The sequence below is a fragment of the Labedella endophytica genome, from assembly GCF_003990045.1.
Lineage (GTDB): Bacteria > Actinomycetota > Actinomycetes > Actinomycetales > Microbacteriaceae > Labedella > Labedella endophytica.
In genome coordinates this window covers 290,006-315,305 of sequence record NZ_RZGZ01000002.1, presented here as the reverse complement: position 1 = coordinate 315,305, position 25,300 = coordinate 290,006, and the positions used below count along the sequence as shown (strand labels likewise).

The 25,300-nt window shown below is 69.9% G+C and carries 23 protein-coding genes; 12 read left to right on the top strand and 11 right to left on the bottom strand.

The window, feature by feature from the left end:
- Window positions 1-4: 4 nt before the first annotated feature.
- Window positions 5-517: a GNAT family N-acetyltransferase gene (locus ELQ94_RS05000; protein WP_243696869.1), complete on the bottom strand. Its 513-nt coding sequence runs from the start codon at window positions 515-517 to the stop codon at window positions 5-7.
- Between the two features lie 128 nt (window positions 518-645).
- Here ELQ94_RS05000 and ELQ94_RS04995 point away from each other — a divergent pair, with 128 nt between their 5' ends.
- Together ELQ94_RS04995 and ELQ94_RS04990 are read left to right on the top strand one after the other, a co-directional pair.
- A complete protein-coding gene (locus tag ELQ94_RS04995; RefSeq protein ID WP_127047829.1) occupies window positions 646-1,374 on the top strand; it encodes a response regulator transcription factor in 729 nt (242 codons plus the stop codon).
- A 50-nt stretch (window positions 1,375-1,424) separates the two neighbouring features.
- Window positions 1,425-2,891 (top strand): sensor histidine kinase, encoded by a 1,467-nt coding sequence (locus ELQ94_RS04990; RefSeq protein WP_166404662.1) that lies wholly within the window; start codon window positions 1,425-1,427, stop codon window positions 2,889-2,891.
- Here ELQ94_RS04990 and ELQ94_RS04985 read toward each other — a convergent pair.
- Window positions 2,824-3,966 carry an alpha/beta hydrolase gene (locus ELQ94_RS04985; RefSeq protein WP_127047825.1) on the bottom strand — a complete coding sequence of 381 codons (1,143 nt, stop codon included), beginning with the start codon at window positions 3,964-3,966 and terminating at the stop codon, window positions 2,824-2,826. The genes ELQ94_RS04990 and ELQ94_RS04985 overlap by 68 nt on opposite strands.
- Window positions 3,967-4,141: 175 nt before the next feature.
- Here ELQ94_RS04985 and lysX point away from each other — a divergent pair, with 175 nt between their 5' ends.
- Entirely contained in the window at window positions 4,142-7,528 is a 3,387-nt protein-coding gene (gene lysX / locus ELQ94_RS04980; RefSeq protein ID WP_166404661.1) for a bifunctional lysylphosphatidylglycerol synthetase/lysine--tRNA ligase LysX, read from the top strand.
- 17 nt (window positions 7,529-7,545) lie between these two features.
- Here the strand turns inward: lysX and ELQ94_RS04975 are convergent, their stop codons facing one another.
- The 5 genes from ELQ94_RS04975 to ELQ94_RS04955 form a co-directional block, all read right to left on the bottom strand.
- On the bottom strand, window positions 7,546-8,985 hold the full coding sequence (locus ELQ94_RS04975) for a sensor histidine kinase (RefSeq protein WP_243696868.1): 1,440 nt from the start codon (window positions 8,983-8,985) through the stop codon (window positions 7,546-7,548).
- A 2-nt stretch (window positions 8,986-8,987) separates the two neighbouring features.
- Window positions 8,988-9,665, bottom strand: a complete 678-nt coding sequence (locus ELQ94_RS04970) for a response regulator transcription factor (RefSeq protein ID WP_127047820.1) — start codon at window positions 9,663-9,665, stop codon at window positions 8,988-8,990.
- Between the two features lie 209 nt (window positions 9,666-9,874).
- Window positions 9,875-10,777 (bottom strand): oxygenase MpaB family protein, encoded by a 903-nt coding sequence (locus ELQ94_RS04965; protein ID WP_127047818.1) that lies wholly within the window; start codon window positions 10,775-10,777, stop codon window positions 9,875-9,877.
- Between the two features lie 45 nt (window positions 10,778-10,822).
- Window positions 10,823-12,259, bottom strand: coding sequence for a glucose-6-phosphate dehydrogenase (locus ELQ94_RS04960; protein ID WP_127047816.1), 1,437 nt, complete (start codon window positions 12,257-12,259; stop codon window positions 10,823-10,825).
- A 106-nt stretch (window positions 12,260-12,365) separates the two neighbouring features.
- A complete protein-coding gene (locus tag ELQ94_RS04955; protein ID WP_127047814.1) occupies window positions 12,366-13,550 on the bottom strand; it encodes a thiolase family protein in 1,185 nt (394 codons plus the stop codon).
- A 183-nt stretch (window positions 13,551-13,733) separates the two neighbouring features.
- Here ELQ94_RS04955 and ELQ94_RS04950 point away from each other — a divergent pair, with 183 nt between their 5' ends.
- Window positions 13,734-14,882, top strand: coding sequence for a zinc-dependent alcohol dehydrogenase (locus tag ELQ94_RS04950; protein WP_127047812.1), 1,149 nt, complete (start codon window positions 13,734-13,736; stop codon window positions 14,880-14,882).
- A 16-nt stretch (window positions 14,883-14,898) separates the two neighbouring features.
- Complete coding sequence (locus tag ELQ94_RS04945) at window positions 14,899-15,474, top strand: hypothetical protein (RefSeq protein WP_127047810.1); 576 nt, start codon at window positions 14,899-14,901, stop codon at window positions 15,472-15,474.
- A gap of 88 nt (window positions 15,475-15,562) precedes the next feature.
- On the opposite strand, the gene ELQ94_RS04940 is transcribed toward ELQ94_RS04945, so the two are convergent.
- A complete protein-coding gene (locus tag ELQ94_RS04940; protein ID WP_127047808.1) occupies window positions 15,563-16,228 on the bottom strand; it encodes a hypothetical protein in 666 nt (221 codons plus the stop codon).
- 199 nt (window positions 16,229-16,427) lie between these two features.
- Between ELQ94_RS04940 and ELQ94_RS04935 the strand changes: the two genes are divergently transcribed.
- Window positions 16,428-17,030, top strand: a complete 603-nt coding sequence (locus tag ELQ94_RS04935) for a DUF1349 domain-containing protein (protein ID WP_127047806.1) — start codon at window positions 16,428-16,430, stop codon at window positions 17,028-17,030.
- Window positions 17,031-17,051: 21 nt separating this feature from the next.
- Here the strand turns inward: ELQ94_RS04935 and ELQ94_RS04930 are convergent, their stop codons facing one another.
- The gene (locus ELQ94_RS04930) at window positions 17,052-18,086 is read right to left on the bottom strand and encodes an NYN domain-containing protein (protein ID WP_127047804.1); all 1,035 of its coding nucleotides are present in this window, start codon (window positions 18,084-18,086) and stop codon (window positions 17,052-17,054) included.
- Between the two features lie 233 nt (window positions 18,087-18,319).
- Here ELQ94_RS04930 and ELQ94_RS04925 point away from each other — a divergent pair, with 233 nt between their 5' ends.
- The 3 genes from ELQ94_RS04925 to ELQ94_RS04915 are packed head-to-tail and all read left to right on the top strand — an operon-like array spanning window position 18,320 to window position 20,859.
- On the top strand, window positions 18,320-19,627 hold the full coding sequence (locus tag ELQ94_RS04925; protein ID WP_127047802.1) for a cation:proton antiporter: 1,308 nt from the start codon (window positions 18,320-18,322) through the stop codon (window positions 19,625-19,627).
- Between the two features lie 60 nt (window positions 19,628-19,687).
- Window positions 19,688-20,026, top strand: coding sequence for a hypothetical protein (locus tag ELQ94_RS04920; protein WP_127047800.1), 339 nt, complete (start codon window positions 19,688-19,690; stop codon window positions 20,024-20,026).
- Between the two features lie 2 nt (window positions 20,027-20,028).
- Window positions 20,029-20,859 carry a nitroreductase family protein gene (locus ELQ94_RS04915; RefSeq protein ID WP_127047798.1) on the top strand — a complete coding sequence of 277 codons (831 nt, stop codon included), beginning with the start codon at window positions 20,029-20,031 and terminating at the stop codon, window positions 20,857-20,859.
- Between the two features lie 12 nt (window positions 20,860-20,871).
- Here ELQ94_RS04915 and ELQ94_RS04910 read toward each other — a convergent pair whose 3' ends face one another.
- On the bottom strand, window positions 20,872-21,171 hold the full coding sequence (locus ELQ94_RS04910) for a putative quinol monooxygenase (protein ID WP_127047796.1): 300 nt from the start codon (window positions 21,169-21,171) through the stop codon (window positions 20,872-20,874).
- Window positions 21,172-21,269: 98 nt separating this feature from the next.
- Here ELQ94_RS04910 and ELQ94_RS04905 point away from each other — a divergent pair, with 98 nt between their 5' ends.
- The gene (locus tag ELQ94_RS04905) at window positions 21,270-22,181 is read left to right on the top strand and encodes a TolB family protein (RefSeq protein ID WP_127047794.1); all 912 of its coding nucleotides are present in this window, start codon (window positions 21,270-21,272) and stop codon (window positions 22,179-22,181) included.
- Window positions 22,182-22,317: 136 nt separating this feature from the next.
- Here the strand turns inward: ELQ94_RS04905 and ELQ94_RS04900 are convergent, their stop codons facing one another.
- On the bottom strand, window positions 22,318-22,722 hold the full coding sequence (locus ELQ94_RS04900) for a PLD nuclease N-terminal domain-containing protein (RefSeq protein WP_127047792.1): 405 nt from the start codon (window positions 22,720-22,722) through the stop codon (window positions 22,318-22,320).
- A gap of 81 nt (window positions 22,723-22,803) precedes the next feature.
- On the opposite strand from ELQ94_RS04900, the gene ELQ94_RS04895 reads away from it, so the two are divergent.
- Both ELQ94_RS04895 and ELQ94_RS04890 read left to right on the top strand, forming a co-directional pair.
- Window positions 22,804-23,316 (top strand): DUF427 domain-containing protein, encoded by a 513-nt coding sequence (locus tag ELQ94_RS04895; RefSeq protein WP_127047790.1) that lies wholly within the window; start codon window positions 22,804-22,806, stop codon window positions 23,314-23,316.
- 380 nt (window positions 23,317-23,696) lie between these two features.
- Window positions 23,697-25,289, top strand: coding sequence for a peptide ABC transporter substrate-binding protein (locus ELQ94_RS04890; protein ID WP_127047788.1), 1,593 nt, complete (start codon window positions 23,697-23,699; stop codon window positions 25,287-25,289).
- Window positions 25,290-25,300: the final 11 nt, after the last annotated feature.

The window sequence follows — 25,300 nt, the reverse complement described above, 5'->3', positions numbered from 1 at the left end:
AGCGTCAGGGATCGCGGAGGTCCAGGGTCATGAACACGCTGTGGTGGTCCTCCGCATACGCGCCGAACGGCCCGCACTCCACGAAACCCGAGCGGGCGTAGAGGCGGCGGGCCGCGGCGAAGTAGTCCTCGGCCCCTGTCTCGAGCCAGACCGCGTCGTACCCGCGCGATCGCGCCTTCTCGAGGATCGTCGCGAGCAGAAGGGTCGCGACGCCGCGTCCTCGGGCCGCCGCGCCCGTGCGCATCGACTTGATCTCGCCGCCGGCGCCCGCGGCATCCGCACCGCCTCCGTTCGCTCCGGCGAGCGCCCTCAGCGCTCCGCATCCGAGCAGCGCCCCGTCGGCGTCGCGGGCGGTCCAGAACGTGATGGACGGGTCCGCGAGGGCCGAATGATCGAGGGCGTGCACGCTCTCGGCCGGTGACGTCGCGAACATGTCGGCGAGGTGCTCGTCGAGGAGGCGGCGGACGTCGGGCGCGTCGGGGCGATCGAGGCGGACGGTCACGACGGGGGAACTCACCGCTCAAGGATATTCAGGCGGCGGCGTTTCGATCGGCGGCGGTCGGACGATGGGCCCCGGGCGACCGTCACACGCGCAGCCCACGTTCTCCTCATCCGACACGTGCGGCGAGGGTGGAGGATGTCGGTATGGACTCTCCGCCGACCGCCGCCACGTCCATCCGTGTCCTCGTCGTGGACGACGAGCCCAACCTGCGCCACCTGCTGTCCGCCGTGCTGGCCCGACAGGGGTGGACGGTGGAGACGGCGAGCACCGGGCGTGCCGCCGTCGAGGCGGCGCGACGGCTGCGGCCGCACCTCATGGTCCTCGACGTGGTGTTGCCGGACATCGACGGTGTCGACGTCCTCCGCACCATCCGCGGCGATCTGCCCGAGACGATGGTGCTGTTCCTGACGGCGAACGGAACCGTGGCCAACCGGATCACGGGAATCGCGGCGGGAGGCGACGATTACGTCGCCAAACCCTTCAGCGTCGAGGAGGTGGTGGTCCGGCTGCGCGGGCTCCTCCGCCGCAGCCCGCTGCTCGGCAGTGGAGCGCCGACGCCGATCCTCGAGGTGGGCGATCTCCGCTTGAACGAGGACAATCACGAGGTGTCGCGAGGCGGTGTCGAGATCCGCCTGACCGCGACCGAATTCGCCCTCCTGCGATTCCTGATGCTCAACGCCGACCGGGTCCTCACCCGCGAACAGATCCTCGACCGCGTCTGGGAATACGACTTCGGCCGGGAGTCCAACGTCGTCGAGATCTACATCTCCTACCTCCGCAAGAAGATCGATCTGGGACGGTCGCCGATGATTCACACGCTCCGGCGCGTCGGCTACATCCTGCGCGCGTCGACCGAGCCCGCGCAGCTCTGATGCGTCTCCCACGCCGGGTGCGCACGCTCAGGGGCCGCCTGATCGTTCTGGTGTCCTCGCTCCTCCTCGCCGCTCTCGTGGTGCTCGGAATCGCGTCCGTCGCGATCCTGCGCCAGAGCCTCGCCGCTCAGACCGAGTCGACGCTCTTCCTCTCGGCCGACAGCACCATCTCCGAGGTGGTCTCCTCCATCGAGGCGACCGGGAGTCCGCCAGCGTTCGACGATGCGTCGATCATCATCCCGCCCGACGCCTTCTACATCACCCTCACGGGAGACGAGCCGACGCAATCGGCGCTGTTCGGCCGCGACTACTCGTTCGAACCGCTGACGGCTGCGCAGATCCGGCAGATCCGCGATCAGCTCGCGAACCCCGAGCGACGGGCCGAAGAGGGTATCCTCACCGAGACCGTCTCCCTCGACGGGGAGGGCTCCTATCTCGTGACGATGTCCCCGTACACGAGGGACGACGGGACCGACTACACGGTGATCAACGGCGTGGGGCTCACCGGTCCGGATTCCGTCGTGGGCGCCTACATGCTCGGGGTGGGCATCGGCGCGTTCCTCATCGCCGCTCTGGCCGCCGGCATCGGGTTCCGCATCCTCACGCGGGAGCTCGACCCGCTCGAGCGCGTGGCGCACGTCGCCGGCAGCGTCGCGTCGACCCCGCTGTCCTCCGGTGCGGTCGGGGTGGTCGCGCGCGTCCCGCGGGACGCGCGCCTCGAGGGTTCCGAGACGGATCGTGTCGCCGAGGCGCTTAACCGGCTGCTCGCGCATGTGGAGGTCTCCCTCACGGCCCGGCACCGTGCCGAGGAGTCGATGCGACGCTTCATCGCGGAGGCGAGCCACGAGCTCCGCAACCCGCTCGCCTCGATCCGCGGCTACGCGGACTTCTACGCGCAGCCGAACGCCGACCCGGTGGAGACGGCAGGCGCCCTGGTGCGCATCGGGGCCGAGGCGAAGCGCATGAGCCGTCTCGTGGACGATCTGCTGCTGCTCGCGAAGCTCGACGCCGACCCCGAGGTGGTGCGCGAGGAGGTCGAGCTGTCGCGGGTCGTCCTCGAGACGGTATCGGACGCACGATTCGCCTATCCGGACCACGTCTGGCGGATGGCGATGCCCGACGAGGCGGTCGTCGTCAGCGGCGACGAGGGCTGGATCCGCCAGATGCTCCTCAACCTCGTCGCGAACGCCGGTCATCACACACCGGAGGGGACGAGCGTCCTCATCTCGATCGTGGAGGCCGATGCGGCGGTCGAGGTCCTCGTCGAGGACGACGGCCCCGGCATCCCCGCCGACGCGCTGCCGACCCTGTTCGATCGTTTCACCCAGGCGGGGACGACGGACACACGAGAGCGCACGACGGTCGGGCTCGGGCTGGCCATCGTCGACGCGCTCGCGGACGCCTCCGGTTCATCCGTGTCCGTCGACAGCGACGAGAACGGCACTCGCTTCACGATCCGGATCCCGACGGTGTCCACCCGAGATGCTCCGCCGTCCACACGAGACCGTACGGCATGATCGTGCGCGCAGCCGTCCAGGTGTGTCCGAGGCCCGGGAGGACACGCAGGGTCGTGGTCTGGCCCTGAGCCCGCAGGCTGTCACGGATCTGCGTCGCCTCGGTGGTCGGCTCGCCGTCGCCCTGGCCGAGGAAGACCGTCTGGTCCGTGGCCGCGGAACGAGCGGCGATCACCGACAACGGGGAGTTCCGGCGGAGCGCATCCGGGTCGTCCCGGATCGACACCGTGTACGGGTGCTCATACGGCATGATCGACACGATGCCGCCGAACTCCTCGGGATCGTGCAGGCCGTAGAGCAGCGCGCCGAGTCCGCCGGAGGACATTCCCGCGATGATGCGGTGGGTCGGGTCGGTCAACGTCCGCAGGTGTGTGTCGGCCCACGAGACGACATCGGTCGTGACGAAGGTCTCCACCTGCGGACCTCCCGGTCGGTCGAGCGGTTCGTCCTCGCCGTGGTCCGACCCCGCATTCAGATCGGGTGAGACCACGATGGTCGGTGGGAGTGCACCGGCGTCGATCAGCGCGTCCATGACGGAATCGATGCGGCCGCCGGTGAACCAGTCGGCCGCGCTTCCGGGCGAGCCGTGGAGGGCGTAGACGACCGGGTAGCGCGTCGTCCTCCCGGGCTCGTCGTAGTCGGGCGGGAGGTACACCCAGCCGCTCGTCGGCGGCACCTGCTCGGCGGTGGAGGGGAGCGCCGTGCGGAAGGCGTGACCGTGCGTGTCGGACGTCACGCGTCCGCCCGATGCGCCCGAGTCCGGTTGCGGCGAACCGATCTTGTCGCCGACCCACCGGGAGAGGGTCGACCCCGAGGGGAAGTAGCCCACCCAGGTGTTCACCCCGAGTGCGAGCGAGCCGACGAGGACGACGGCGGTCGCGGCCGACCACCCGCTCGCGGCGAGCACCCTCCGTCTGCGGGGACGCGACCCGCGACGCCTGGCCGCGCGCACCGCGAGTGCGACGCCGCCGATGGCGACGCACAGCCCGATGGCCGCCGGCCAGTAGGTGGACAACAGATCCGCCCCCGTGTCCTGCGCGAGAGCCGGCGGCAGGTGGATGGGTGCGTCGGGATCCATGGGGCGTCCTTCTCTCGGTGGACGGGCGGCGGGGATCTCAGCGTAAGGACGTCGCGACGTGGTCGACGGCCCGGACGGAGGAACTCATATCCGGCTCTTATGAAGCGGCGGCACGATGGCTCCCGCCGCGTCGAGATCGACGGCGTGCGATCCAGAGCGAGGAAAGGGACGTCGAATGACCGTGACGCAGGAACGTGACACGCATTCACCGGAGGACCGGACGCCGGACCCGATCGGTTCGACGTCACAGCGTCCGACGCGTGCCTCCCGGGAGACCGTGGCCCGGCGTCGCCGAACCCGTCGCCGCTCGGATGCGGGAGCGTGGACGGCGCGCGTCCCCCTGTGGACGGGGCGCCTCCTCCAGACCGTGTCCGTGACGCTCCTCCTCGTCGTCTTCTCGAACATCGTCTTCCCCGACGGGGTCTACTGGGCCGCGAATTATTTCGCGCTGTTCGGCCTGAGCCCCGAACCGTTCCTGTTCAATGCCGTGCTCCTGTTCATCGTGGGCAGCGCGGCGAAGCGCCGGCTCCGCGGAGCCGTGCTGTTCCTCGTGGTGTTCGAGCTCCCGACGATCCTCCTTCCCCTCGTCGATCTCGTCGCGGCCCAGCACGGCGGACCGTCGCTCGCCGACCTCGGGCCGAACGACCTCATCGCCTCGGGGGTCGCCACGGCGTTCGTCCTCTTGCTCGTCTGCGCTCGGAAGGAATTCTTCGCGCGGCGGGAGCCGGCATCCGTTGCGGGCGCCCTCGCGATCTTCGCCGGCGGCGTCGCGATCGCCGTCCTCGTCGGCGGTGTCGTCTCGGAACTGGTCCCGGGGGCGGGAGGCTCGCCAACGGACGTGTGGTGGCGCTCGCTCCACGCCGCCACGGGTATCTACCCTGGCGACTGGCTGTTCGACGGCAGCGATGTCCCGTTGAGCCCCGAGCTGCAGGTCGCCGTCACCTCCATCTCCGCCGTCGGCCTTCTCCTCGCCCTCGCCTTCCTGCTGCGCAGCGCCCGATCCCGCCGACTCATGAGCGAGGAGGAGGAGCTCGACCTCCGCCGCATCCTCCACGCCGGTTCCGGCGATGATTCGCTCGCGTACTTCGCGACCCGCCGCGACAAGTCGATCGTGTTCACAGCGGACCGGAGAGCCGCCGTGTCGTACCGTGTGGTCGGTCGGACCGCGTTGGCGAGCGGAGACCCCCTCGGCCCGGAGAGCGAATGGGACGCCGCCATCACCCAGTGGCTCGAGACGGTCCAGCGGTACGGGTGGAGACCGGCCGTGGTCGCGGCCTCGGAGCGGGCCGCCGGATATTTCGCACGACACGGCATGCGGGGGATGGTGCTCGGCGACGAGGCGGTGCTGAACCTCACCGATGCGCGCGCCGACGCGCTCCTGCGCTCGCCGCAGATCGAATCGGTCCGCAGGCGGCTGCGCCGAGATGGCTACCGTGCGCGGTTCCGGCGGCAGGGTGAGCTCGATCCCGGCGAGCTCGCGGAGGTCGCGGCGCTCACGGACGAGTGGCGCCGAGGGGGAGAGGAGCGCGGATTCTCGATGGCGCTCTCCCGTGTCGCCGACCCCACCGACGCTCAGTCGCTCGTCGCGACCGCGCATGATGCATCCGGAACGACCGTCGCCGCGCTCGTCTTCGTGCCGTGGAACCACGACGGCCTGTCTCTCGACGTGATGCGGCGCAGCCCTGCTGCGGCGAACGGCGCCACGGAGTTCCTCGTCTCGGAACTCGTCGCCCAGGCGGCGTCGCTCGGAGTCACTCGCGTCTCCCTCAACTTCGCCGTGTTCCGCGATCTGCTCGTGCGGGGGGCGCGGGTCGGAGCAGGCCCCCTCCTCAAGGCCAAGCGAGCGCTCCTGCTGCTGCTCTCGCGCCACTGGCAGCTCGAGTCGCTCCGGCGCGCGAACGAGAAGTACGAGCCCGAGTGGCGCTCCCGCTTCATCCTGTGGTCGCGCGGCACCACGTTCGGAGCCACGATGGTCGCCGTCGCTCGCGCGGAGGGTTTCGCCACCGGCCGCGGCTCGCGCTCGTTCACGGAGCGGATGGAGCGCTCGGACGCCTTCGGCGCCGAGGTGATCGCGCTCGGCGACGAGTGGGCGCGGTCTCGCCTCGCCCTGATGGACCGGCGCATACTCAACCCGCGCGCCGAGCGTGCCCTCGCGCTGCGTGGCTCCGGTGTCGACCCGTTCCCCGTCGCCGTTCCGCGGACGACGAGTCTCGTGGAGGTCCGTGCTCTCGCCACGACGGGAGCGTCCGCCGCCGGTGGCGCGTCGGTGTCCGTGACCGGCCGCGTCGTCGCTCGGCGCCGTCACGGTGGCATCACGTTCCTCGACCTGAACGAGGAGCACGAGCGTCTCCAGGTGATCGCCGAGAAGGCGAGCACCGACGGCTACGCCGCGCTCGCTCGCGTGGACCTCGGCGATCTCGTCTCCGTGACCGGGCGGCCCGCGCGGAGCCTCACGGGCGAACCGAGCATCGCCGCGGACGGGTGGATTCTCGCAGCGAAGTCCCTGAGCCAGCCCCCGAACGCGCGCACCGGCCTCCGCGACCCGGAGGCGCAGGTCCGGCTCCGGCACGTGCACCTGGCCACGTCCCGTTCGGCCACCGAGACCCTCATCGCCCGGTCGCGTGCTGTGCGCGCGCTCCGCGACGGATTGCTCGCCGAGGACTACCTGGAGGTGGAGACGCCCATCCTCCAGCGCACCAACGGGGGAGCGAACGCTCGCCCGTTCCGAACCCACATCAACGCCTATCGACGCGACCTCACGTTGCGGATCGCTCCCGAACTCGCGCTCAAACGGCTCGTCGTCGCGGGGCTGCCCCGTGTGTTCGAGATCGGGAGGAACTTCCGCAACGAGGGTGCCGATGCGAGCCACAACCCCGAGTTCACGGCGATGGAGGCCTACCTCGCCTATGCGGACTACACCGAGATGCTGCACCTCGCCGAACGACTCATCCGCGGGATGGCCGCTGCCGTGTCCGGCGGCCCGACGCTCGTCTCACCGGACGGCGAACGCGTGGACGTCTCGGGGGAGTGGCCGGTGATCACCGTCTGCGACGCATTGAGCCAGATGATCGGAATGCCGATCACGATCGATCTGCCGGCCGACATCCTCCGCGACGTGTGTGCGGCCTACGGTGTGACCTCGTCGGCAACCGATGGCTCGGGAGCGCTCATCGAGCGGCTGTACGAGGAACTCGTGGAGTCCCGGACGACCAATCCGACGTTCTACATCGACTTCCCGTCGGAGACGTCACCGCTCGCGCGGCCCCACCGCGACACCCCGGGCCTCGCGGAGAGATGGGACCTCGTCGCGTTCGGCATGGAGCTCGGAACCGCCTATACGGAGCTCAACGACCCCCTCGAGCAGCGCCGTCGGCTCACCGAGCAGTCCCTGGCGGCCGCCGCGGGCGACCCGGAGGCGATGGAGCTCGACGAGGACTTCTTGCAGGCGCTCGAGTTCGGGATGCCGCCGACCGGTGGTCTCGGGCTGGGGGTCGACCGGATCGTGATGGCCGCGACGGGAGCGAGCATCCGGCAGACGCTCACCTTCCCGTTCGTGCGCTGAGTCCGCCTCCGCTCGGGTCAGTCGTCGGCGGACGGGAACGCGAGGGTCAGTCGGGCCCCGCCGAGTGGAGAGTCCCCGACGGCGACGGTCCCGCCCGAGACCGACATGATGTGGCGCACGATCGCGAGGCCGAGGCCGCTGCCACCGGCGTCGCGGCTTCGTCCTTCATCGAGGCGCACGAAGCGCTCGAACACGCGTTCGCGCTCCTCCGGAGGAATACCCGAACCATCGTCGTCCACGTGGATGACGCACCGGGCGCCCTCGGTCCGCGCCATGACGGCGATGCGGGACCGGGCGTGCCGGACCGCGTTGTCGACGACGTTGCGCACGGCGCGGCCGAGGAGGGCCGGGTCGCCGGAGACTCGGGCTCCCGAGATGCCCGATGCGTCGACCTCGACGGCGCCGGCGGCGCGAACGCGTCGGGCCTCTGCGAGCAGGAGATCGTCGAGATCCACCCTCTCGGTGCGCTCGGAACGCCCGCGCTCGTCGAGGCGGGTGAGCAGGAGGAGGGACTCGACGATGTCCTGCATACGCGATCCCTCGGCCCGCACGGTCGCGGCGAGCTCGGACGTCGGCACACGGTCCGGATGGGCCGCCGCCACCTCCGCGTACTGTCGGAGCACCGCGAGGGGCGAGCGCAGCTCGTGGGACGCGTCGGACACGAAACGGCGCTGCGATCGCTGAGAGGCGTCGAGCCGCTCGAGCATCGCGTTCATCGTGACCGCAAGCGACTGGATCTCGTCGGCCGTGGACGGCTCGGGAACGCGCTGCGAGAGATCGGACGCCCCGATCCCCTCGACGCGGCGGCGGATGCGTTCGACGGGTCGGAGTGCGCGTCCCACGACGATCGCCGTCACGAGGGCGACGAAGGCGACGAGGAGCGGCACGGCGACCGCGAGGAGCGTCGTCGCGACGCCGACGGCGTCGTCCGCCTCGTCGAGCGGGAGGGCGACGACGAGTCGCGCGTCGTCGCTGTCCACGTCGTCGTTCTCGTTGTCGTCATCGGTATCGGCGGTGTCGTCATCGCTGTCGTCGTCGCCCCGCGTGTCCGGACCGGAACCGTCGGCCGAGACCGACACCTCGTCGGCCACCGCGACATACCGATCGCCGTCGAGCGAGATCGCCTCCGGGGCGGCGCCGGACTCGACGCCGACGAGCACGCGAGCGGACGTCTCGTCCGCGCACTCGCCGTCCCCGTCCGTCACGGCGCCCGTGGGGCCGATGAGGCAGACGACGCGATCGTCGTCATCGTCGGACAGGTCCGTTCGGTCGTCCGCCTCGAGGGAGCGCGCGTACTGGGCGAGGTCTTGCGACGCGACGGCGCCGACATTGTCGACGACGGAGCGGCTCAACAGGCCGACGAACACCACCGAGCCGATCACGAGGGCGATCGCCGTGACAGCGGTCGCCGCCATGGTGGCGCGAGCGCGCACGGAGGAGAGACGGAGCCGGCGCACGATCAGCCCCCGTGCCCGTCGAGCCGGTAGCCCGCGCCGCGCACGGTCTCGATGGCGGAACGACCGAACGGCCGATCGACCTTGTTGCGCAAGTGGCGCACGTACACCTCGACGATGTTCGGGTCGCCCTCGAAGTCGTCGTCCCACACGTTGCCGAGCACGTCGCGCTTCGTGACGACCTCGCCGCGTCGTCGCATGAGGAACTCGAGCACGGCGAACTCGCGACTCGTGAGCTCCACCTCGGCGTCCCCGCGCCATGTGCGGCGGGAGGCGGGGTCGAGCCGCAGGTCCCCGGCCTCGAGCACGGTCGGCCTGTCGCGTACGCCCCTCCGCACGAGGGCTCGGATGCGGGCGACGAGCACGGCGAACGAGAACGGTTTGGTGAGGTAGTCGTCCGCCCCGGTGTCGAGGGCCTCGATCTGGTCCCAGTCGCCGTCCTTCGCCGTGAGCATGATGACGGGGGTCCAGTCCTCCTCCTCGCGGAGGGTCTGGCACACCCGATACCCGGACATGCCGGGCATCATGATGTCGAGAACGATCGCGTCGTAGGTGTTCTCGCGAGCGAACCACAGCCCGTCGATCCCGTTGTCCGCGATGTCCACGGCGAAGCCCTCGGCCTCGAGCCCCAGTCGGAGTCCCTCGGCGAGCCGCTTCTCATCGTCCACGACGAGGATGCGCACGCGCTGACCTGCCTCTCCCGCCGGACGACGTCCGATCGCCGCTTCGTCCCCCCATCATGTCGGACGCCCGCTGAACCGCGCCTGAAGCCCCCCACGGCTCCCATATCCCCACCACGTGTGGCGTTTGAGCGTCTTTGCTGCGCTGTACCGCCGCAAAGACGCTCGAACGCAGCATCTGGCTGGGATGCGACGAGGGGGAGAAGGCCGGGTCAGGGGGTACGGAGGCGGGCGATGCGGGCGCGGGCGGCGTCCTCCGAGGTGGAGGACGTGCCGAGCACGCGGCCGACGAGCCACAGCACCACCCGCGTCGCGGTCACCACGGGGAGGGGCGAGCGTCGCAGCCCGAGGAGTCGGCGGTACTCCGCCGGCAACGACGCGACCGCCCCGGCGAAGAGGATCCGGTAGGCGGGCATCATCGAGGGGCGCAGGGGCGGGCGACGGATGAAGCTCACGGCCTCCGCGACGCGCTCGTCGGTCTTCATGACGGGACGGAACGCGCTGAGCGCGTCCCGCAGCGCGCGCTCGGAGCGCGGCGGGTCGACGACGCCGACGAGTTCGCCCGCTTTCGCCCATTCGCTCACGTACTGGTCGGCACCGCCAGGGATGTGGCCTCCCCACAGCTCGTGGCACGACAGGAACGCGTCGGTGAAGACGACGTGCACCCATGCGAGCAGTTCGGGGTCGCCCGCCGAGTACGGTTGCTCCTTGCCCGCGGCATCGAGATACGTGCCCGCGACGCGCGCGTGGAAGCGGCTCACCCGCGCGGACTCGCGCTCGGCGACCGCCGTGTCGGCGAACGTCACGGTCACGAGCCACTGGATCGTGCCGGAGAGGCGTCCGAGAGGGTCCTCGCGGTAGCGCGACCAGTCGTGCACGCCCGCCATCGCGCCGGGGTGGAGCGTCTGCACGAGCAGGGCCCGGATGCCGGCGACGAGCGTGGGGATGCCGCCGTGCACGGCCCAGCTCGCCGATCCGGGCCCGAAGTAGCCGGCGTCGTCGCCCTCCGCGATGTCCTCGACCCACCGCGGACGTCCGTCGCTCTCGCCGGAGAAGGTCGTGAGGAGGTGGGATTTCCAGGTCGCGGCGGTGCGCGCGAATCGGCCGGTGGTCATACCCCGCACGCTACGTCCGTCGTCTGGGAGGAATGCACGTCGCGTTCAGGCGACACCGGGACCGACGCCGTCCCAACCCGTCGGGCCCGTCGACCCCGCCTCGTACTCGTCGAGGGGCACGTCGCCGCGACGCCAGGCCTCGATCACAGGCGCGACGATGTGCCAGCAGCGTTCCGCGACGTCGCCGCGGATCGAGAGCATCGGATCGCCGTCGAGGATCCCGCGCAGCACCTCGCCGTAGGGGAGGAGGTCGCCGGCGTTCTGGTGGGCGACGAGCTCCGACTGCTCGAGGCGGAAGGGGTCGCCCCCTCCGTTCATCGTCAGCTGCATCTCGACGTCGCCCGTCTTGAGGTCGAGCACGATCATCTGCTCGCGCGGAGTGCCCTCGATTCCCTCGATGGGCGCGACGGGGCGCAGCACGAGCCGCGCCTGCGAGCGCTTCTCCGTGAGGGCCTTGCCCGATCGGAGGATGAAGGGCACGTCGTGCCACCGTCGGGTTCGCACGCGCACCGTCATCTCGGCGAGCGTCTCGGTGGAGCGGGACGGATCGACGCCGTGCTCGTCGGCGTACGAGGGCAGCGTGCGGTCTCCGATCGTGCCGGCGGTGTAGCGGGCCCGGCGCGAGGAGGTCGTCGGGTCGCCGTCCCACAGCTCGGTGCTGCGCAGCACCTGCGCGATGTTGTCGCGCAGCTCGACCTCGTCGATCCGCGGTGGCTGCTCCATCGCGATGATGGCGAGCACCTCGAGGACGTGGCTCTGGATCATGTCGACGAGAGCGCCGCTGCCGTCGTAGTAGCCGGCGCGCCCCTCGAGACCGAGCGTCTCGTCGAAGATGATCTCGACGCGCTCGATCGAGCGCGCGTCCCAGATGGGTTCGAGGATGCGGTTGGCGAGGCGCAGCCCGAGGATGTTGAGCACGGTCGACTTGCCGAGGAAGTGGTCGATTCGGAAGACCTGCTTCTCGGGCACGATCGACTCGATGCGCGCGTTGAGGGCGCGAGCGCTCTCCTCGTCCACGCCGAAGGGCTTCTCGAGCGCGAGGCGCGTGCCCTCGGGGACGTCGATCTTCTGCAGCGCCTCACAGACCTTGGCCGTGACGGCCGGGGGCAGCGCGAAGTAGATGACGGGGGTGCCCGTGCAGGCCGCGAGCAGGTCGCGGAGGGCGTCCGGGTCGGTCGCGTCGGCCGTGATGTAGCGGGTTGATTCGATGAGGCGCTGCGTCGGGGCGGCGTCGTCCTCGACCGACTCGGTCTTCTCGGCGTCGCTTCGCCGCTCGTCGACGGGGTCCTCGCCCTCGGCGTCGTGCATGGCGGCCGCGACGAGATCGGTCCACCCCGCGCGGACGTCGTCGTCGAGACCCGCTCCGATCACGGTGACGTCGTGGTCGTGGTGAGCGAGGAGGCTCGCGAGGCCGGGCAGCAGCAGCCGCTTGGTGAGGTCGCCGCCGGCGCCGAGGATGAGGAGGGTCACGGGTGAACTCATGCGGCGAGCCTATGACGGGCGTGCTGGGCGCGCACCGGGTGTCTGGCGTTCGCGCCGCGGTGCTACGCTCGCGCCGCTCGGAGCCGCCGGGTCGGAACCCGAGTGCTCAGCCGTCGATCCGCTCGATGATCGTGGCGTTGGCGAGCCCACCGGCCTCGCACATCGTCTGCAGCCCGAACGTCCCGCCGGTCTGCTCGAGGACGCCGAGGAGCGTCGTCAGGAGGCGGCCGCCGCTCGCGCCGAGCGGGTGGCCGATCGCCATCGCCCCACCGTTCACGTTGACGCGCGCCGGGTCGGCGCCCGTCTCGGCGAGCCACGCGAGCACGACGGGCGCGAACGCCTCGTTCACCTCGAACGCGTCGATGTCGTCGATCGAGAGCCCGGCACGGTCGAGCACCTTCCGCGTGGCCGGCAGGATGCCCATGAGCATCGTCACCGGGTCGTCTCCCGCCACCGCGACGCTGTGAACGCGGGCGCGGGGTCGGAGGCCCCACCGCGCGGCGGCCTCGGGGCTCGCGAGCATCACCGCGGAGGCGCCGTCGGAGAGCGGCGAGGCGTTGCCCGCCGTGATGCGCCAATCGATCTCGGGGTATCGCTCCGTCCACGCGTCGTCCGCGAAGGCCGGTCGAAGTGCCGCGAGGGCGTCGGCCGTCGTCCCCTCCCGAACGGTCTCGTCCCGGTCGATGTGTCCGTCGCCCTGGGGCACGGGTACGATCTCCCGGGCGAAGCGGCCGGAGCGCGTCGCGTCGGCGGCGCGCGCGTGGCTCTCCGCCGCGAACGCATCGAGGCTCTCGCGAGAGAGGCCCCAGCGTGCCGCGATGAGCTCGGCACTGATGCCCTGCGGCACGAGGCCGTCGGGGTAGCGAGCGGCCACGCCGGCACCGAAGGGATCCGCTCCGGCGGTCTGACTGCCGATCGGGACACGGCTCATCGACTCGACGCCCGAGGCGATCACGAGGTCGTACGCACCGCTCTGGATGCCCTGCGCCGCGAAGTGGATCGCCTGCTGGCTGCTCCCGCATTGGCGGTCGATCGTGACAGCAGGGACGGACTCGGGGAAGCCGGCGGCGAGTACGGCCCAGCGCGCGGTGTTCCCGCTCTGTTCCCCGACCTGCCCGACGGCTCCCGCGATGACGTCGTCGAGGTGTGCCGGGTCTATCCCGGTGCGTTCGACGAGTGCCCGAAGCACATGGGCGTGGAGGTCGACGGGGTGGATCCCGCTGAGGGCGCCTCCCGGCTTCCCCCGACCGCTCGGTGTCCGGACTGCGTCCACGATGAGAGCGTCTCGCATGGCGGGGTCTCCTTTCGACGCCCCGACGGCGGCGTCCGCTCCAGGCTACGCCGACGTCCGCGGTGGGCGGTGCGTGGGATCGACGGATTTCCCGTTCGCAACAGCTTGACCGCCGCGGACGACGCCTGTGAGCGTGGGCCGAAGCACATCAGTCCGCTCGAGGGGCGGGGAACGGAGGCACCGATGAGAGCGATGACCTACAGGGGACCGTACAAAGTCCGGACGGAGGAGAAGGACCGACCGAAGATCCAGCACTCGAACGACGCCATCGTGCGGGTCACCCGCGCGGCCATCTGCGGATCCGACCTGCATCTCTATCACGGCCTGATGCCCGACACCCGGGTCGGCACCACCTTCGGGCACGAGTTCATCGGCGTCGTGGAGGAGATCGGCTCGTCCGTCGAGAACCTCTCGATCGGGGATCGCGTGATGGTCCCGTTCAACGTGTACTGCGGCTCGTGTTGGTTCTGTGCGCGCGGGCTCTACTCCAACTGCCACAACGTGAATCCCAACGCGACCGCCGTCGGCGGCATCTACGGCTACTCCCACACCGCCGGCGGATACGACGGCGGCCAAGCGGAGTTCGTGCGGGTGCCGTTCGCCGACGTCGGCCCGCAGCTCATCCCCGAGTGGATGGACGAGGACGACGCCCTCATGTGCACCGATGCACTGGCGACGGGATACTTCGGCGCCCAGCTCGGCGACATCTCGGAGGGCGACACCGTCGCGGTTTTCGGGGCGGGACCCGTCGGCCTCTTCGCCGCACGATCCGCCTGGCTCATGGGGGCCGGCCGGGTCATCGTGATCGACCATCTCGATTACAGACTCGAGAAGGCGCGTACGTTCGCCTACGCCGAGACCCGCAACTTCATGCATTTCGACGACATCGTCGTGGAGATGAAGAAGACGACGGACGGCCTCGGCACAGACGTCGTGATCGACGCCGTCGGAGCGGAGGCCGACGGCAACCTCACGCAGCACATCACCGGGTCGAAACTCAAGCTGCAGGGTGGTTCCCCCGTCGCGCTCAACTGGGCGATCGACTCGGTGCGCAAAGGTGGGACCGTCTCCGTGATGGGCGCATACGGACCCATCTTCAGCGCCATCAAGTTCGGCGACGCGGTGAACAAGGGGCTGACGCTGCGCATGAACCAGTGCCCCGTGAAGCGGCAGTGGCCGCGCCTCTTCGAGCACATCCGTGCGGGACACCTGAAGCCGAGCGACATCATCACCCACCGCATACCCCTCGAGCACATCAGCGAGGGGTACCACCTCTTCTCCTCCAAGCTCGACGACTGCATCAAGCCGGTCATCGTGCCGAGCGCCGTCTAGACGGAAAGGACACGCCATGCCGTACACCGCCGACCAGCCACGACCCCGAGAGAGCGCGGACGATCTCCGCGCGCGCATCCCCGGGTGGGGTGCCGACCTCGATCCCGCGGATCGTCCCGCCGTTCCGCGCGAGCGCTTCGATCCCGGAGCGACCGGAGCGCACTGGACGTTCCCCGATCGACAGCCCGAGACCCAGCCGCGCGAGCGGTCCATCGAGCACGAGGAGCTGCCGCCCGTCTTCGGTGACACCGTTCACTTGAAAGGACTCTCCGGGGTCATCCGCCGCCACGCCTACGCGCGGTACAGCGAGGCACGGGCAGCCCACTGGCTCCTGCTGATCCTCGGCGACCGCGTGGACGCGATCGAGAGCCACCTCGTCTCCTTCGCGACCACGCGTCCGGACGAACCGATCACACAATCGGGCGTGCTCGCCGAGCTCGGCCACCGCCCCGTGGGCTCCCGTCTCGACGGTCGTCGCGCCGACCTCAAGCACATGTGGATCGACCCCGTGATCGTGGCGGGGCCGTGGCTGCTCGCGGGAGGGGCCGTCGTCCTCGCGGCGCGGGCTGTGGTCACGCGGGCTCGGGGCTGACGCCCGTCGCTCGACGGGTGAAACGACGAAAGGACGGCGAGCCTGTGAGGGCCCGCCGTCCTTTCGTGTCGTGCTCGTGTATCGACGCTCAGCGGCCGAGGCCCGCGCGGTCGACCTTGCGGTGGAAACGCATGCCGCCGAGCCCGCCGAGCATCGCGGCACCGAGGCTCACGAGGAGCGCGGCGATCGCGGTGACGATGCCCACGGTCGTCAGTTCGCCCTCGCCGATCGGAAGGCGGGGGAACGTGTTCAGGTTGGCGAGCACGTTCCACTGGCTGCCGGCGATCGCGGTGACGATCGCGAGGACGACGGCGATGATGAGGGCCCAGAGCCAGACGGCGAGCCCTTGCTTGGCGCCGCTGAAGCGGGCCATGCGGCCCGCGACGTACCCGCCGGCGTAGTAGCCGACGAATAGGATCACGAGCACGGCGACCGCGCCGATGATGCCGATCGTGTCGGCGTTCTGCGCGGCGTCGTCGGCCACGGCGTCCGGGTCGACGTTCGACCCGAGGCCGATGGCGGCACCGGCGCCCGCCACGAGAGCGGTCAGCAGCACGATCGTGCCGGTGGCGGTGAGCCAGCCGAAGAAGGCCGAGCCGAACTTCATCCCACCGAACTCGTCCTTCTCGCGGGCGACGACCTCTTCACGCATCGTTCGGTTCGTGGCGGCGGGGGCCGGGGCGGCGTGCGCGGCGTGCTCCGGCGTCGATTCGGTGCGGTCGACCGGGCGGTCGTCGTTCATCGGGGTGCTCATGGGTTTTCCTTTCGAGCGACAGGTCGCAAGTGGTCAGTGTCCAGTGAATGCCGGATCGCATCCGTGCGACAAGGGGTGGCCAAACAGCCACCGCGTCTGGATCGGACGTTCTCGGGTCTTCCGCACCGGCCCGATCGATAGGGTCGAGCGACACGGCCCACACGCTGGGCTGGCCGCCGACCGTCGAAGGAGACAGCCCATGACCGACGCCGAGACACCGCAGCGCCGCGAGATCCCGTGGTCGGACGGCCGCTGGACGAATCCGCCGGCGGGGGCCGAGGAGACCGACGATGGCCTCGTCGTCACGGCCGTCGAGGGCAGCGACGCCTGGCGCGTCACGAGCTACGGCTTCGTGCACGACACCGAGCATGCGCTCGTCGCGCCGCTCGGAGAGGGTCGGGCCGTCGAGGTGGCCTTCTCCGCCGAGTACTCGCGTCAATTCGATCAGGCGGGGATCTTCGTGAGGGCGTCGGACCAGGCCTGGATCAAGGCCGGGGTCGAATACGCGGACGGATCCCTCGGTCTCGGGGCGGTCGTCACCAACGGTATGTCCGACTGGTCGATCGGGCCTGTCGACGACTGGGCCGGTCACCGCATCGTCGTGCGCGTCAGCCGCGCGGGCGGCGCCGTCACGGTTCGCGCGCGACGTGACGACGAGCGGTTCCGGCTCGTGCGGGTCGCGCCGTTCCCCGCGGACGCCGATGTGGAGGTCGGACCGTTCCTCTGCGCGCCGACGCGCTCGGGATTCGACGTCACGTTCCACTCCTGGACCGAGACGGAAGCCGACGCGGACCTGCACTGAAGCCGCGTCGGCTCGATCCGATCAGTCGGCGGCGACGCGATCAGGCACGAGGCGCACGAGGCGGGCGCTATCGCTCTGCTCCTGCTCGGCGATGTCGCTGCGCGACTCGAGGAAGTCCGTGAAGGTACGGAATCCGAGCGCCTTCTCGCTGAAGGACGGGTCCATGCGCTTCATCTGCGTCTTCACCGTGGACGAGTGGAGCCACTCGGCGTCGTCGTCCTTCTCATGACCGAGCCGCAGGGCGCGCTCGAGGAGGCCTGTGGCGACCTCCTGGGGGTTCTCAGGCTCCGGCTCGACGTCGTCCTCCGTGGCGCGCACGGTCTTGGCTCGGCGACGCTTCGGCGGCGTGGCCTCCACGGGCGGCTGCTGGAACGTGATGATCGGAACGCCGGAGGCGATCGCTGTGCCCTCGGTCGCGACGGGCTCGGCATCCGTTTCGGGCGCGGGGGTGATGCGCGGGGCCGCGGCAGCGGTCACGGCGGGCTTGACGCCCGGGAGGGCGTCGTAGGTGGCGAACTCGTCACACGCGGCGGCGAGGGAACGGCTCGTGGAGCCGGCGACGCCGATACCCACGACGTAGCGGCCGAGTCGCTTGCAGCGCTGGGCGAGTGCGATGTAGTCGGAGTCGCCCGCGACGATGATGACGTGGGTGAGGTCCGGGAGGCGGAACATGTCCTCGACCGCGTCCACGGCGAGGCGGATGTCCGCTCCGTTCTTGGCGTACGCGGCGGCGGGGAACAACTGCACGAGGTCGACGGCCCGACTCACGAGCTGGCCGCGGTAGTCCGCGTTCACGGGTGCCGACCAGTCGGCGTAGGCCCGCGTCAGCACGAGCGTGCCGAACGACGACGCGAAGTCGATGACTGCGCCGATGTCGACGGTCGCCTCGGTGAGCTTGCCGGCCATGTCGGTGTCGGACGCCTTCGCCGAGGAGCTGTAGGCGCGCGCCTTGTCGCGCATGAACTGACTCCGACCGTGCACCTGGTCGTATCGCGAGATGACGATGTTGTCGAAGTCGATGTAGACGGCGACTCGCGCGTCGACCGGTTCGGTCATGGGTGCTCTTTCCGTTCGGTGGACTCCTAGTCTCTCGCGAATCGCGACGGCGTGTGTGTCACCGGCGGTGAGCGGCGACCGTCCGGCACGGCCGGCCCCCGGCACACGAACGGAAACGGGTCAACGCCGTACCCCAAGGCTCGTTCGGGTGTGATGCTGATCATCGGCTTTCTCCGTCCGGAGCGTCGCCCACCCTCGCGGCCCCCTCGGCGCGACATCGGAAAGGACGCACCGTGCTCGAATTCGACGGTTCGGGAGCCATCTTCGCGGCGATCGGGGTGGCGACGATCGTGGCCGCCCTGCTCCCGCGGGTCCTCGGGCGAGCGCCCATCTCCATGCCCATCGTGTTCCTCGGTGCGGGCATCCTCGGCTTCACGCTGCTCCCGGACCTGCCGGATCCCGACCCGCTCGCGCACCCCGAAGTCGCCCTGCACCTCACCGAGATCTGCGTCATCGTCTCCCTCATGGGAGCGGGACTCGCGATCAATCGGCGGCCGTCGCTCCGCGGGTGGTCGACGACGTGGCGGCTCCTGGCCATCACCATGCCGCTGTCGATGCTCGCGATCGGTCTGCTCGGCTGGGCGGTCCTCGGGCTCGGCGTCGCGAGCGCCGTGCTCCTCGCTGCGGCCCTCGCCCCGACGGACCCGGTGCTCGCCACCGAGGTCCAGGTGAGCGAACCGGTGACGGATGCCGAGGCCCAGGACGACGAGGCGCGTTTCGCGCTCACCTCCGAGGCCGGGCTCAACGACGGACTCGCGTTCCCCTTCACCTACGCCGCCATCCTCATCAGTCTCGTCGGGGTCGCGCCGAACGCGTGGTTGGGCGAGTGGGCGGTCGTCGACCTCGCGTGGCGACTCACGATCGGGATCGGGATCGGCTACCTCGTCGGCCGGCTCCTCGGCAAGCTCTTCTTCTCGTCGATGTCGCAGCGACTGAACCTCACGACGCAGAGCGAGGGATTCGTGGCGCTGGCCGCGACGTTCCTGGCCTACGGGGCCACCGAGTCCGCCGAGGGATACGGCTTCATCGCCGTGTTCGTCTGCGCGTGCTCGATGAGGGGCTCCGAGCGCAATCACGGCTACCACGCCGTCCTCCACACCTTCGTCGAGCAGATCGAGCGACTCCTGACGATCGCCGTGGTCGTGCTCCTCGGTGGGGCGGTCGCGCGGGGGCTGTTCGACGACATCCGCCTGCTCGACGTGCTCGTCGTCGCGGTCTTCCTCCTCGTCATCCGACCCGTGGCCGGGTGGATCGGTCTCACACCGGGCAAAACCGGACCGGGGGAGCGGGCCGTCATCTCGTTCTTCGGCGTGCGGGGTGTCGGCTCGCTCTTCTACATCGCCTTCGCCCTCGACGAGGGCGAGTTCCCGGGGGGCGAGCACCTGTGGGCGCTCGTCTCGCTCGTCGTCGTCGGCTCGATCCTGGTCCACGGCATCACCGCCGCCCCGACCATGGCGCTGCTCGATCGACGCCGCCGTCGCGTCGCGGAGCGTCGCGGCGATGGCGACACCGAGGACAGCATCGCGGCCACCCCCGCGTAGCATCGTCGCCGTGAGCCGCACGGGCTTGTGCCGGTCCGCACCCTCGACAACACTTCTGGAGTGACCCCCGCGATCCTGTTCTCTGCCGCATCCCTGAGCTACGTCGCGAACTGCGCCGTGGGCGCGGGCGTCGCGACCTCGAGGATCGACACGTCGGACGTGCGCTGGGTGCACCACGCGCTCTACGTCTCGACGTCGACCCTCACCGCGGTGGCCGTGAGCTCCGCCTGGTGGGGTCGGCCGCGCTCCTCGTCGCGCGCGGCCGCGGCGCTCCTCGCCCCGGCGGCCGTACCCCTCGCCCTCATCCCGTTCCTCGGCACCCATTCGAACCGGCACATGGTCGTGGCACTCGCGGCCGCGCCGTTCGTCCTCGCCGGACTCATCCGATCCTGGAGGTGACCGTGGATCTGCTCGATGCCATCCGCCGTCGCAAGACCACCAACGGCCCGTTCCTGCCGGACCCCGTGTCGGAGGAGCACCAGCGCATCCTCATGGAGGTGGCCGGGCGGGCGCCGTCCCAGCTCAACAGCCAACCGTGGCGCTTCGTGATCGTGGAGGAGCGGTCGACGATCGAGCGCGTCGCGGAGATCAGCGGGTCGAGCATGACGACGGCGATGTCGAACGGCACGTTCTTCGAGCGTTACAAGCCGTACTTCCGGTTCAGCGCCGCCGAGATGGAGCGTCGCCGTGACGGCATGCTCTTCGACAAGCTCCCCGCGCCGCTGCGGCCGTTCACGAGCCAGGCGTTCACGTCGCGCGGCCAGAAGCTCATGAACGCGCTCGGCGTGCCGCGCACGCTCGGCGCCGAGAATCGGAAGCTCGTGGCGGGGTCGCCTCTGCTTCTCGGGGTGATGCTCGACCGCTCCGAGTACCGGCCGGGCGAACTGTCGTCGTTCTACTCCCTGTTCAGCATGGGGGCGGCGATGGAGAACGTCTGGCTCACGACGACGGAGCTCGGCATGGGCATCCAGTTCGTCTCGTTCCCCATGGAGGTGCCGGGGGAGTGGGACAAGATCGTGGATCTGTTGCGCGTGCCCGACGAGCTCGAGCTCATGGCGGTCTACCGGCTCGGCTATCTGCCGCCCGAGCAGCGCCGTCCGGCGATCGACTGGTCGAGCCATCAGCGCAAGCTACCGTCGCAGTTCGTCTACCGCGAGACGTGCGAGACCCCGCAGGAGGGCTGGGATGTCCCCGCGGGACCGCCGGACGCGGATCGTCCCGGTTCTCGCTAGCTCCCGTTCTCCTTAGCGCAACGGGGACCCGACCACCTCGAACTGGAAGCCCCCGAACTCGCCGGAGAGGAGCGGCATGGCCTCGGCGATCGACGCCTTCACGCTGTCGAGCTGCAGGGACGCGCGATGCGCATCGGGCGAGACCCAGAGCTCGGTGACGAAGACCGTCTCGGGATGGTCGTCGCTCACGCCCACCTCGTAGCTGAGGCAGCCGCTCGCCGCGAGTTCGGAGGACGGGCGTGTGAGGATCTCGATCACCTCGTCGCGCTTGCCTGGCTGGACCCCGAGTGTTCCCACGTTCGCGAATGTCATGGCCCCAGTGTGGTGGGACCCACCGACACTCCGGAAGGCCCTGCGCTGAATCACTCCGAGCTCTGTCGGTGCCGGGACCACCGGCCTACCATCGATGTATGGACGCAGCGCAGCAGTCGGCCGGATCGAGCGGCGGGCGGCGGCACGCGCCCGGACAGTGGAGCACCGTGTGGGTCGCGCCGCTCTCGGGCGAACCGTTCGTGGTCACGGAGAGCACGGAGATCCTCGTCGAGGCCCCCAATTGGTCGGACGATGGCCGGCTCGTCGTCAACGGCGGGGGCCGACTCTGGTCACTGCCGCCGACGCACGGTGCGGGCCTCACCCCGATCGAGATCGACGGTGTCTCCCGTCTCAACAACGATCACGTGCTCGCCCCGAACGGAGACGACGTGTTCCTCACGTCCGACGACGGACACCTCTACGTCGCTCCGCTGTCCGGCGGCCGGGCCCGCCGGATCACCTCCGATGACCGCGTTCGGCACTACCTCCACGGTGTCAGCCCCGACGGCGGGACGCTCGCCTTCGTGGAGATCCCGTGCGACCACCATGGCCGGGACCCGGAGGGACGGCTCGGACTCGTGCCGGCGGCCGGGGGAGAGGTGCGCCACCTCGACACCGGTGACGGTCACCTCGACGGGCCCGAGTTCACGCCGGACGGAGAGTGGATCGTGTTCAACTCGGACGCGTTCACGACCGAACCGGGACACGCCCAGCTCGGCCGCATCCGAGTGGACGGAACGGGGCTCGAACGTCTCGTCGAGAGCGACACGGTGGACTGGTTCCCGCATGTGTCGCCCGACGGCCGGTTCGCCTCCTACGTCTCGTTCCCTCCCGGCACGATCGGCCACCCCGCCGACGTCCCCGTGGTCGTGACCGTCGTCTCGACGGACGACTGGTCCAGCCCGATCCAAACCTATGCCGTCTTCGGTGGCCAGGGCACCCTCAACGTCAACAGCTGGTCGCCGGACTCCGACGCCCTCGCCTTCGTCGAGTACCCCACCCGTGAATAACCCAAAGGGCTACTCCCGAGCGAGGGCGCCATGTACTCGTGGCGCCCTCGGCGACGAACTGCCGCCCTCGCCTCGACATCACGCTTCCGCCGTGCGAGGCCCGGAGAGCCCCCAGCGCCGGTCGACGTGAACCCGATCAGGATTCCGAGGATCGCTTCCCGTCGAGGTCCGCCTCCAGGCGACGGATTCGGGCCTGCTTCTCGTAGAACTCGGCCTCGCGCTCGAGGGCGGCGAGCTGTTCCTCCGTCGACAGGGCGCGCTGAGGGGCCGGGGACAGTGCCGTTCGCGTCGAGGTAGCCGCCGACTCCGTCGCCGTTCGATCCCAGCGGCGGCGATCGCCGAAGCTCACGCTCTCGCCGCTCCCGCCCCACTCGCGCCCGACCGTGACCCAGAGGATGCTGCCAAGGAACGGCAGGAGGATCACGAGGACCACCCAGAACAGCTTCGGCAGGTACTTCACCTGGTCGTCCGGGCGCGTGATGATGTCGATGAGGGCCAGGAGGATCACGAGGAAGGTCACGGCCGAGATCAGCAAGTACATGACGCACAGTGTATTGACAGCTGCGGCGGACGCGGAAGGTCGATCGCGCCCGTTCCGAGGTACGCGGGGTGAGAATGGACCATGACCTCGAACCGATCGCGTCGCGTCGTCCCCCTTCCCGCCGGTCCCGGTCAGGAGTCCGTGTGGGACTACCCGCGGCCTCCGCGCGTCGAGCAGGTCTCGAAGCGCGTGGTCGTGCGCTTCGGGGGAGCGGTCATCGCCGACACGACGGACGCGGTCCGCGTGCTCGAGACGAGCCATCCTCCCGTGTTCTACGTGCCGCGCGGCGCCTTCGTCGATGGTTCGCTGCGGCCGGCCGCCGGCACCACGTTCTGCGAGTTCAAGGGCGAGGCCTCCTATCTCGACGTCGTCTCGGGCGGCGCCGTGGCTCCGTCCGCCGGCTGGTTCTACGCGACCCCGCGGAAGGGCTTCACCGAGCTCCGCGACATGATCGCCCTCTACCCGGGCCGCATGGACAGCTGCGAGGTGGGAGGCGAGGTGGTGCAGGCGCAGGACGGCGACTTCTACGGCGGCTGGATCACATCCGAGATCGTCGGCCCCTTCAAGGGCGCTCCGGGCACCTGGGGCTGGTAGCCCGCTCTCAGCGGTCCTTCCTCGCCGACCGCTCCGCCTCGTACCCGGTCGTCGTCTGCTCGACCTCCGATCTGCGTACGCAACTGCCTTCCGCGGGTCAAATCTCACCCGCGGAAGGCAGTTGCGTACGCACATGCCGATGGCGGGGCGCGTTCAGCGCGATTGTTTCGAACATATTTAGGTTTCATTACTTTGTGAAACTTCTGACGCCGAAGTATTGACGCGTCCCACGCTCGGGGGGTTTGCTGGCTCCACCGCATCGACTCGCACGTTCTCCCCGCGCACATCCCGCGCCGACCGTGCCTCTCGCACCCCGCTCCACTCGCACCCCCGCACCATTCAGGCTCCACCCCTGTTCTGCACCCCGACGAGGAGAAACGATGAGAAGGAATCAGCGCACAGCTGCGGCAAGCATCCTGCTGGTCACAGCCCTGGGCCTCACGGCCTGCGCGACCGGCGGTTCGGACACCGCCGACGACGGCACCCGAGCAATCACCTTCGGCGTGACCGACCCCGGAACGCTCACCCCGGGCCGCCAGCTCGTGGCCTACGACTTCAACATGGCCGTGTGGTCCCCGCTCAGCTTCCTCGAGTCCGACGGCACGCTCAACTACGTCCAGGCCGAGTCGATCGAGTCCGACGACAACATCACGTGGACCATCACGCTCAAGGACGGTTGGACCTTCCACGACGGCACCCCGGTGACCGCGCAGAGCTACGTCGACTCCTGGAACACCGTCGCCTACGGCCCCAACGCGTTCGAGAACTCCGGCCAGGTCGCGAACATCGTCGGCTACACGGACCTCAACCCCGCCGAGGGGGAGCCGAGCATCACCGAGATGTCCGGCCTCACCGTGGTCGACGACCTCACCTTCACGGTCGAGCTCATCGGCCCGGACAGCCAGTTCCCCCTCCAGGTGAGCCAGGCGCAGACGGCCATGTACCCGATGCCCGAGTCCGCCTTCGACGACCTGGACGCGTACAACACGCACCCGATCGGGAACGGTCCGTTCGAGCTCGAGGGCGACTACGTCGAGAACGAGACCCTCGTCGTCACCGCCTACGACGACTTCGCCGGCGACGCCCCCACGACCGACCAGATCTCGTTCGTGCCGTACACGGACGACACCACGGCCTACACGGACGTGCAGGCGGGCAACCTCGATGTCGCATCGGTGCCCGCGAGCCGTCTGCCGCAGGCCGGTGACGACTTCGGCGACAACTTCTACTCGTTCGAGGCCCCGGGCATCTCGTACCTCGGTCTTCCGCTGTGGGACGAGCGCTACCAGGATGTGCGTGTCCGCCAGGCGATCTCCATGGCGATCGACCGCGAGACGATCAACGACGTGATCTACGGTGGCGCCTACACGCCGGCCACCGCCTTCACGCCGGCGATCGAACCGGGGACGCCCGAGGACATCTGCGGCGAGTTCTGCGAGTACGACCCGGATGCCGCGAAGGACCTGCTCGACGAGGCCGGCGGCTTCGAGGGCAGCATGGAGATCTCCTTCCCGGGCGGCGGCGGTCTCGACGACTTCTACAACGCCATCGCGAACAACCTGCGCCAGAACCTCGGCGTCGACGCGACCGCGGTGCCGAGCGCCGACTGGGCCGAGTTCTCCGACAACCGCACGGCCGGCAACATCGACGGACCGTTCTTCTCCCGCTGGGGCGCGTTGTACCCGAGCCAGCAGGCGACGCTGCGACCGTTCTTCGTGGAGAACGGCGGCTGCGCCAACTGCATCCCGTGGTACGACGCGGACGTGAAGGCCGCGATCGACGCTGCCGACGCCGCCGACACGGGCGACGGTTCTGCCTACGCGGACGTTCAGGAACTCATCCTCGAGGAGTTCCCCGCTCCGCCGCTGTTCTTCGAGACGTACTCCTACGTCACGAGCGACCGGATCAGCGACCTCGTCACCTCACCGGTCGGCAACCCGCGTCTCACGAACGTGGTCCTCGCCGGCGAGTAAGACCGGTCCCG

Coding starts and splice junctions, on each gene's coding strand:
- ELQ94_RS04890 (WP_127047788.1), top strand. CDS start 23,697: ATGAGAAGGAATCAGCGCACAGCTGCGGCAAGCATCCTGCTGGTCACA.
- ELQ94_RS04895 (WP_127047790.1), top strand. CDS start 22,804: ATGACCTCGAACCGATCGCGTCGCGTCGTCCCCCTTCCCGCCGGTCCC.
- ELQ94_RS04930 (WP_127047804.1), bottom strand. CDS start 18,086: ATGACCGAACCGGTCGACGCGCGAGTCGCCGTCTACATCGACTTCGAC.
- lysX (WP_166404661.1), top strand. CDS start 4,142: ATGACCGTGACGCAGGAACGTGACACGCATTCACCGGAGGACCGGACG.
- ELQ94_RS04935 (WP_127047806.1), top strand. CDS start 16,428: ATGACCGACGCCGAGACACCGCAGCGCCGCGAGATCCCGTGGTCGGAC.
- ELQ94_RS04960 (WP_127047816.1), bottom strand. CDS start 12,259: ATGAGTTCACCCGTGACCCTCCTCATCCTCGGCGCCGGCGGCGACCTC.
- ELQ94_RS04955 (WP_127047814.1), bottom strand. CDS start 13,550: ATGCGAGACGCTCTCATCGTGGACGCAGTCCGGACACCGAGCGGTCGG.
- ELQ94_RS04950 (WP_127047812.1), top strand. CDS start 13,734: ATGAGAGCGATGACCTACAGGGGACCGTACAAAGTCCGGACGGAGGAG.
- ELQ94_RS04965 (WP_127047818.1), bottom strand. CDS start 10,777: ATGACCACCGGCCGATTCGCGCGCACCGCCGCGACCTGGAAATCCCAC.
- ELQ94_RS04985 (WP_127047825.1), bottom strand. CDS start 3,966: ATGGATCCCGACGCACCCATCCACCTGCCGCCGGCTCTCGCGCAGGAC.
- ELQ94_RS04900 (WP_127047792.1), bottom strand. CDS start 22,722: ATGTACTTGCTGATCTCGGCCGTGACCTTCCTCGTGATCCTCCTGGCC.
- ELQ94_RS04995 (WP_127047829.1), top strand. CDS start 646: ATGGACTCTCCGCCGACCGCCGCCACGTCCATCCGTGTCCTCGTCGTG.
- ELQ94_RS04905 (WP_127047794.1), top strand. CDS start 21,270: ATGGACGCAGCGCAGCAGTCGGCCGGATCGAGCGGCGGGCGGCGGCAC.
- ELQ94_RS04945 (WP_127047810.1), top strand. CDS start 14,899: ATGCCGTACACCGCCGACCAGCCACGACCCCGAGAGAGCGCGGACGAT.
- ELQ94_RS04910 (WP_127047796.1), bottom strand. CDS start 21,171: ATGACATTCGCGAACGTGGGAACACTCGGGGTCCAGCCAGGCAAGCGC.
- ELQ94_RS04940 (WP_127047808.1), bottom strand. CDS start 16,228: ATGAGCACCCCGATGAACGACGACCGCCCGGTCGACCGCACCGAATCG.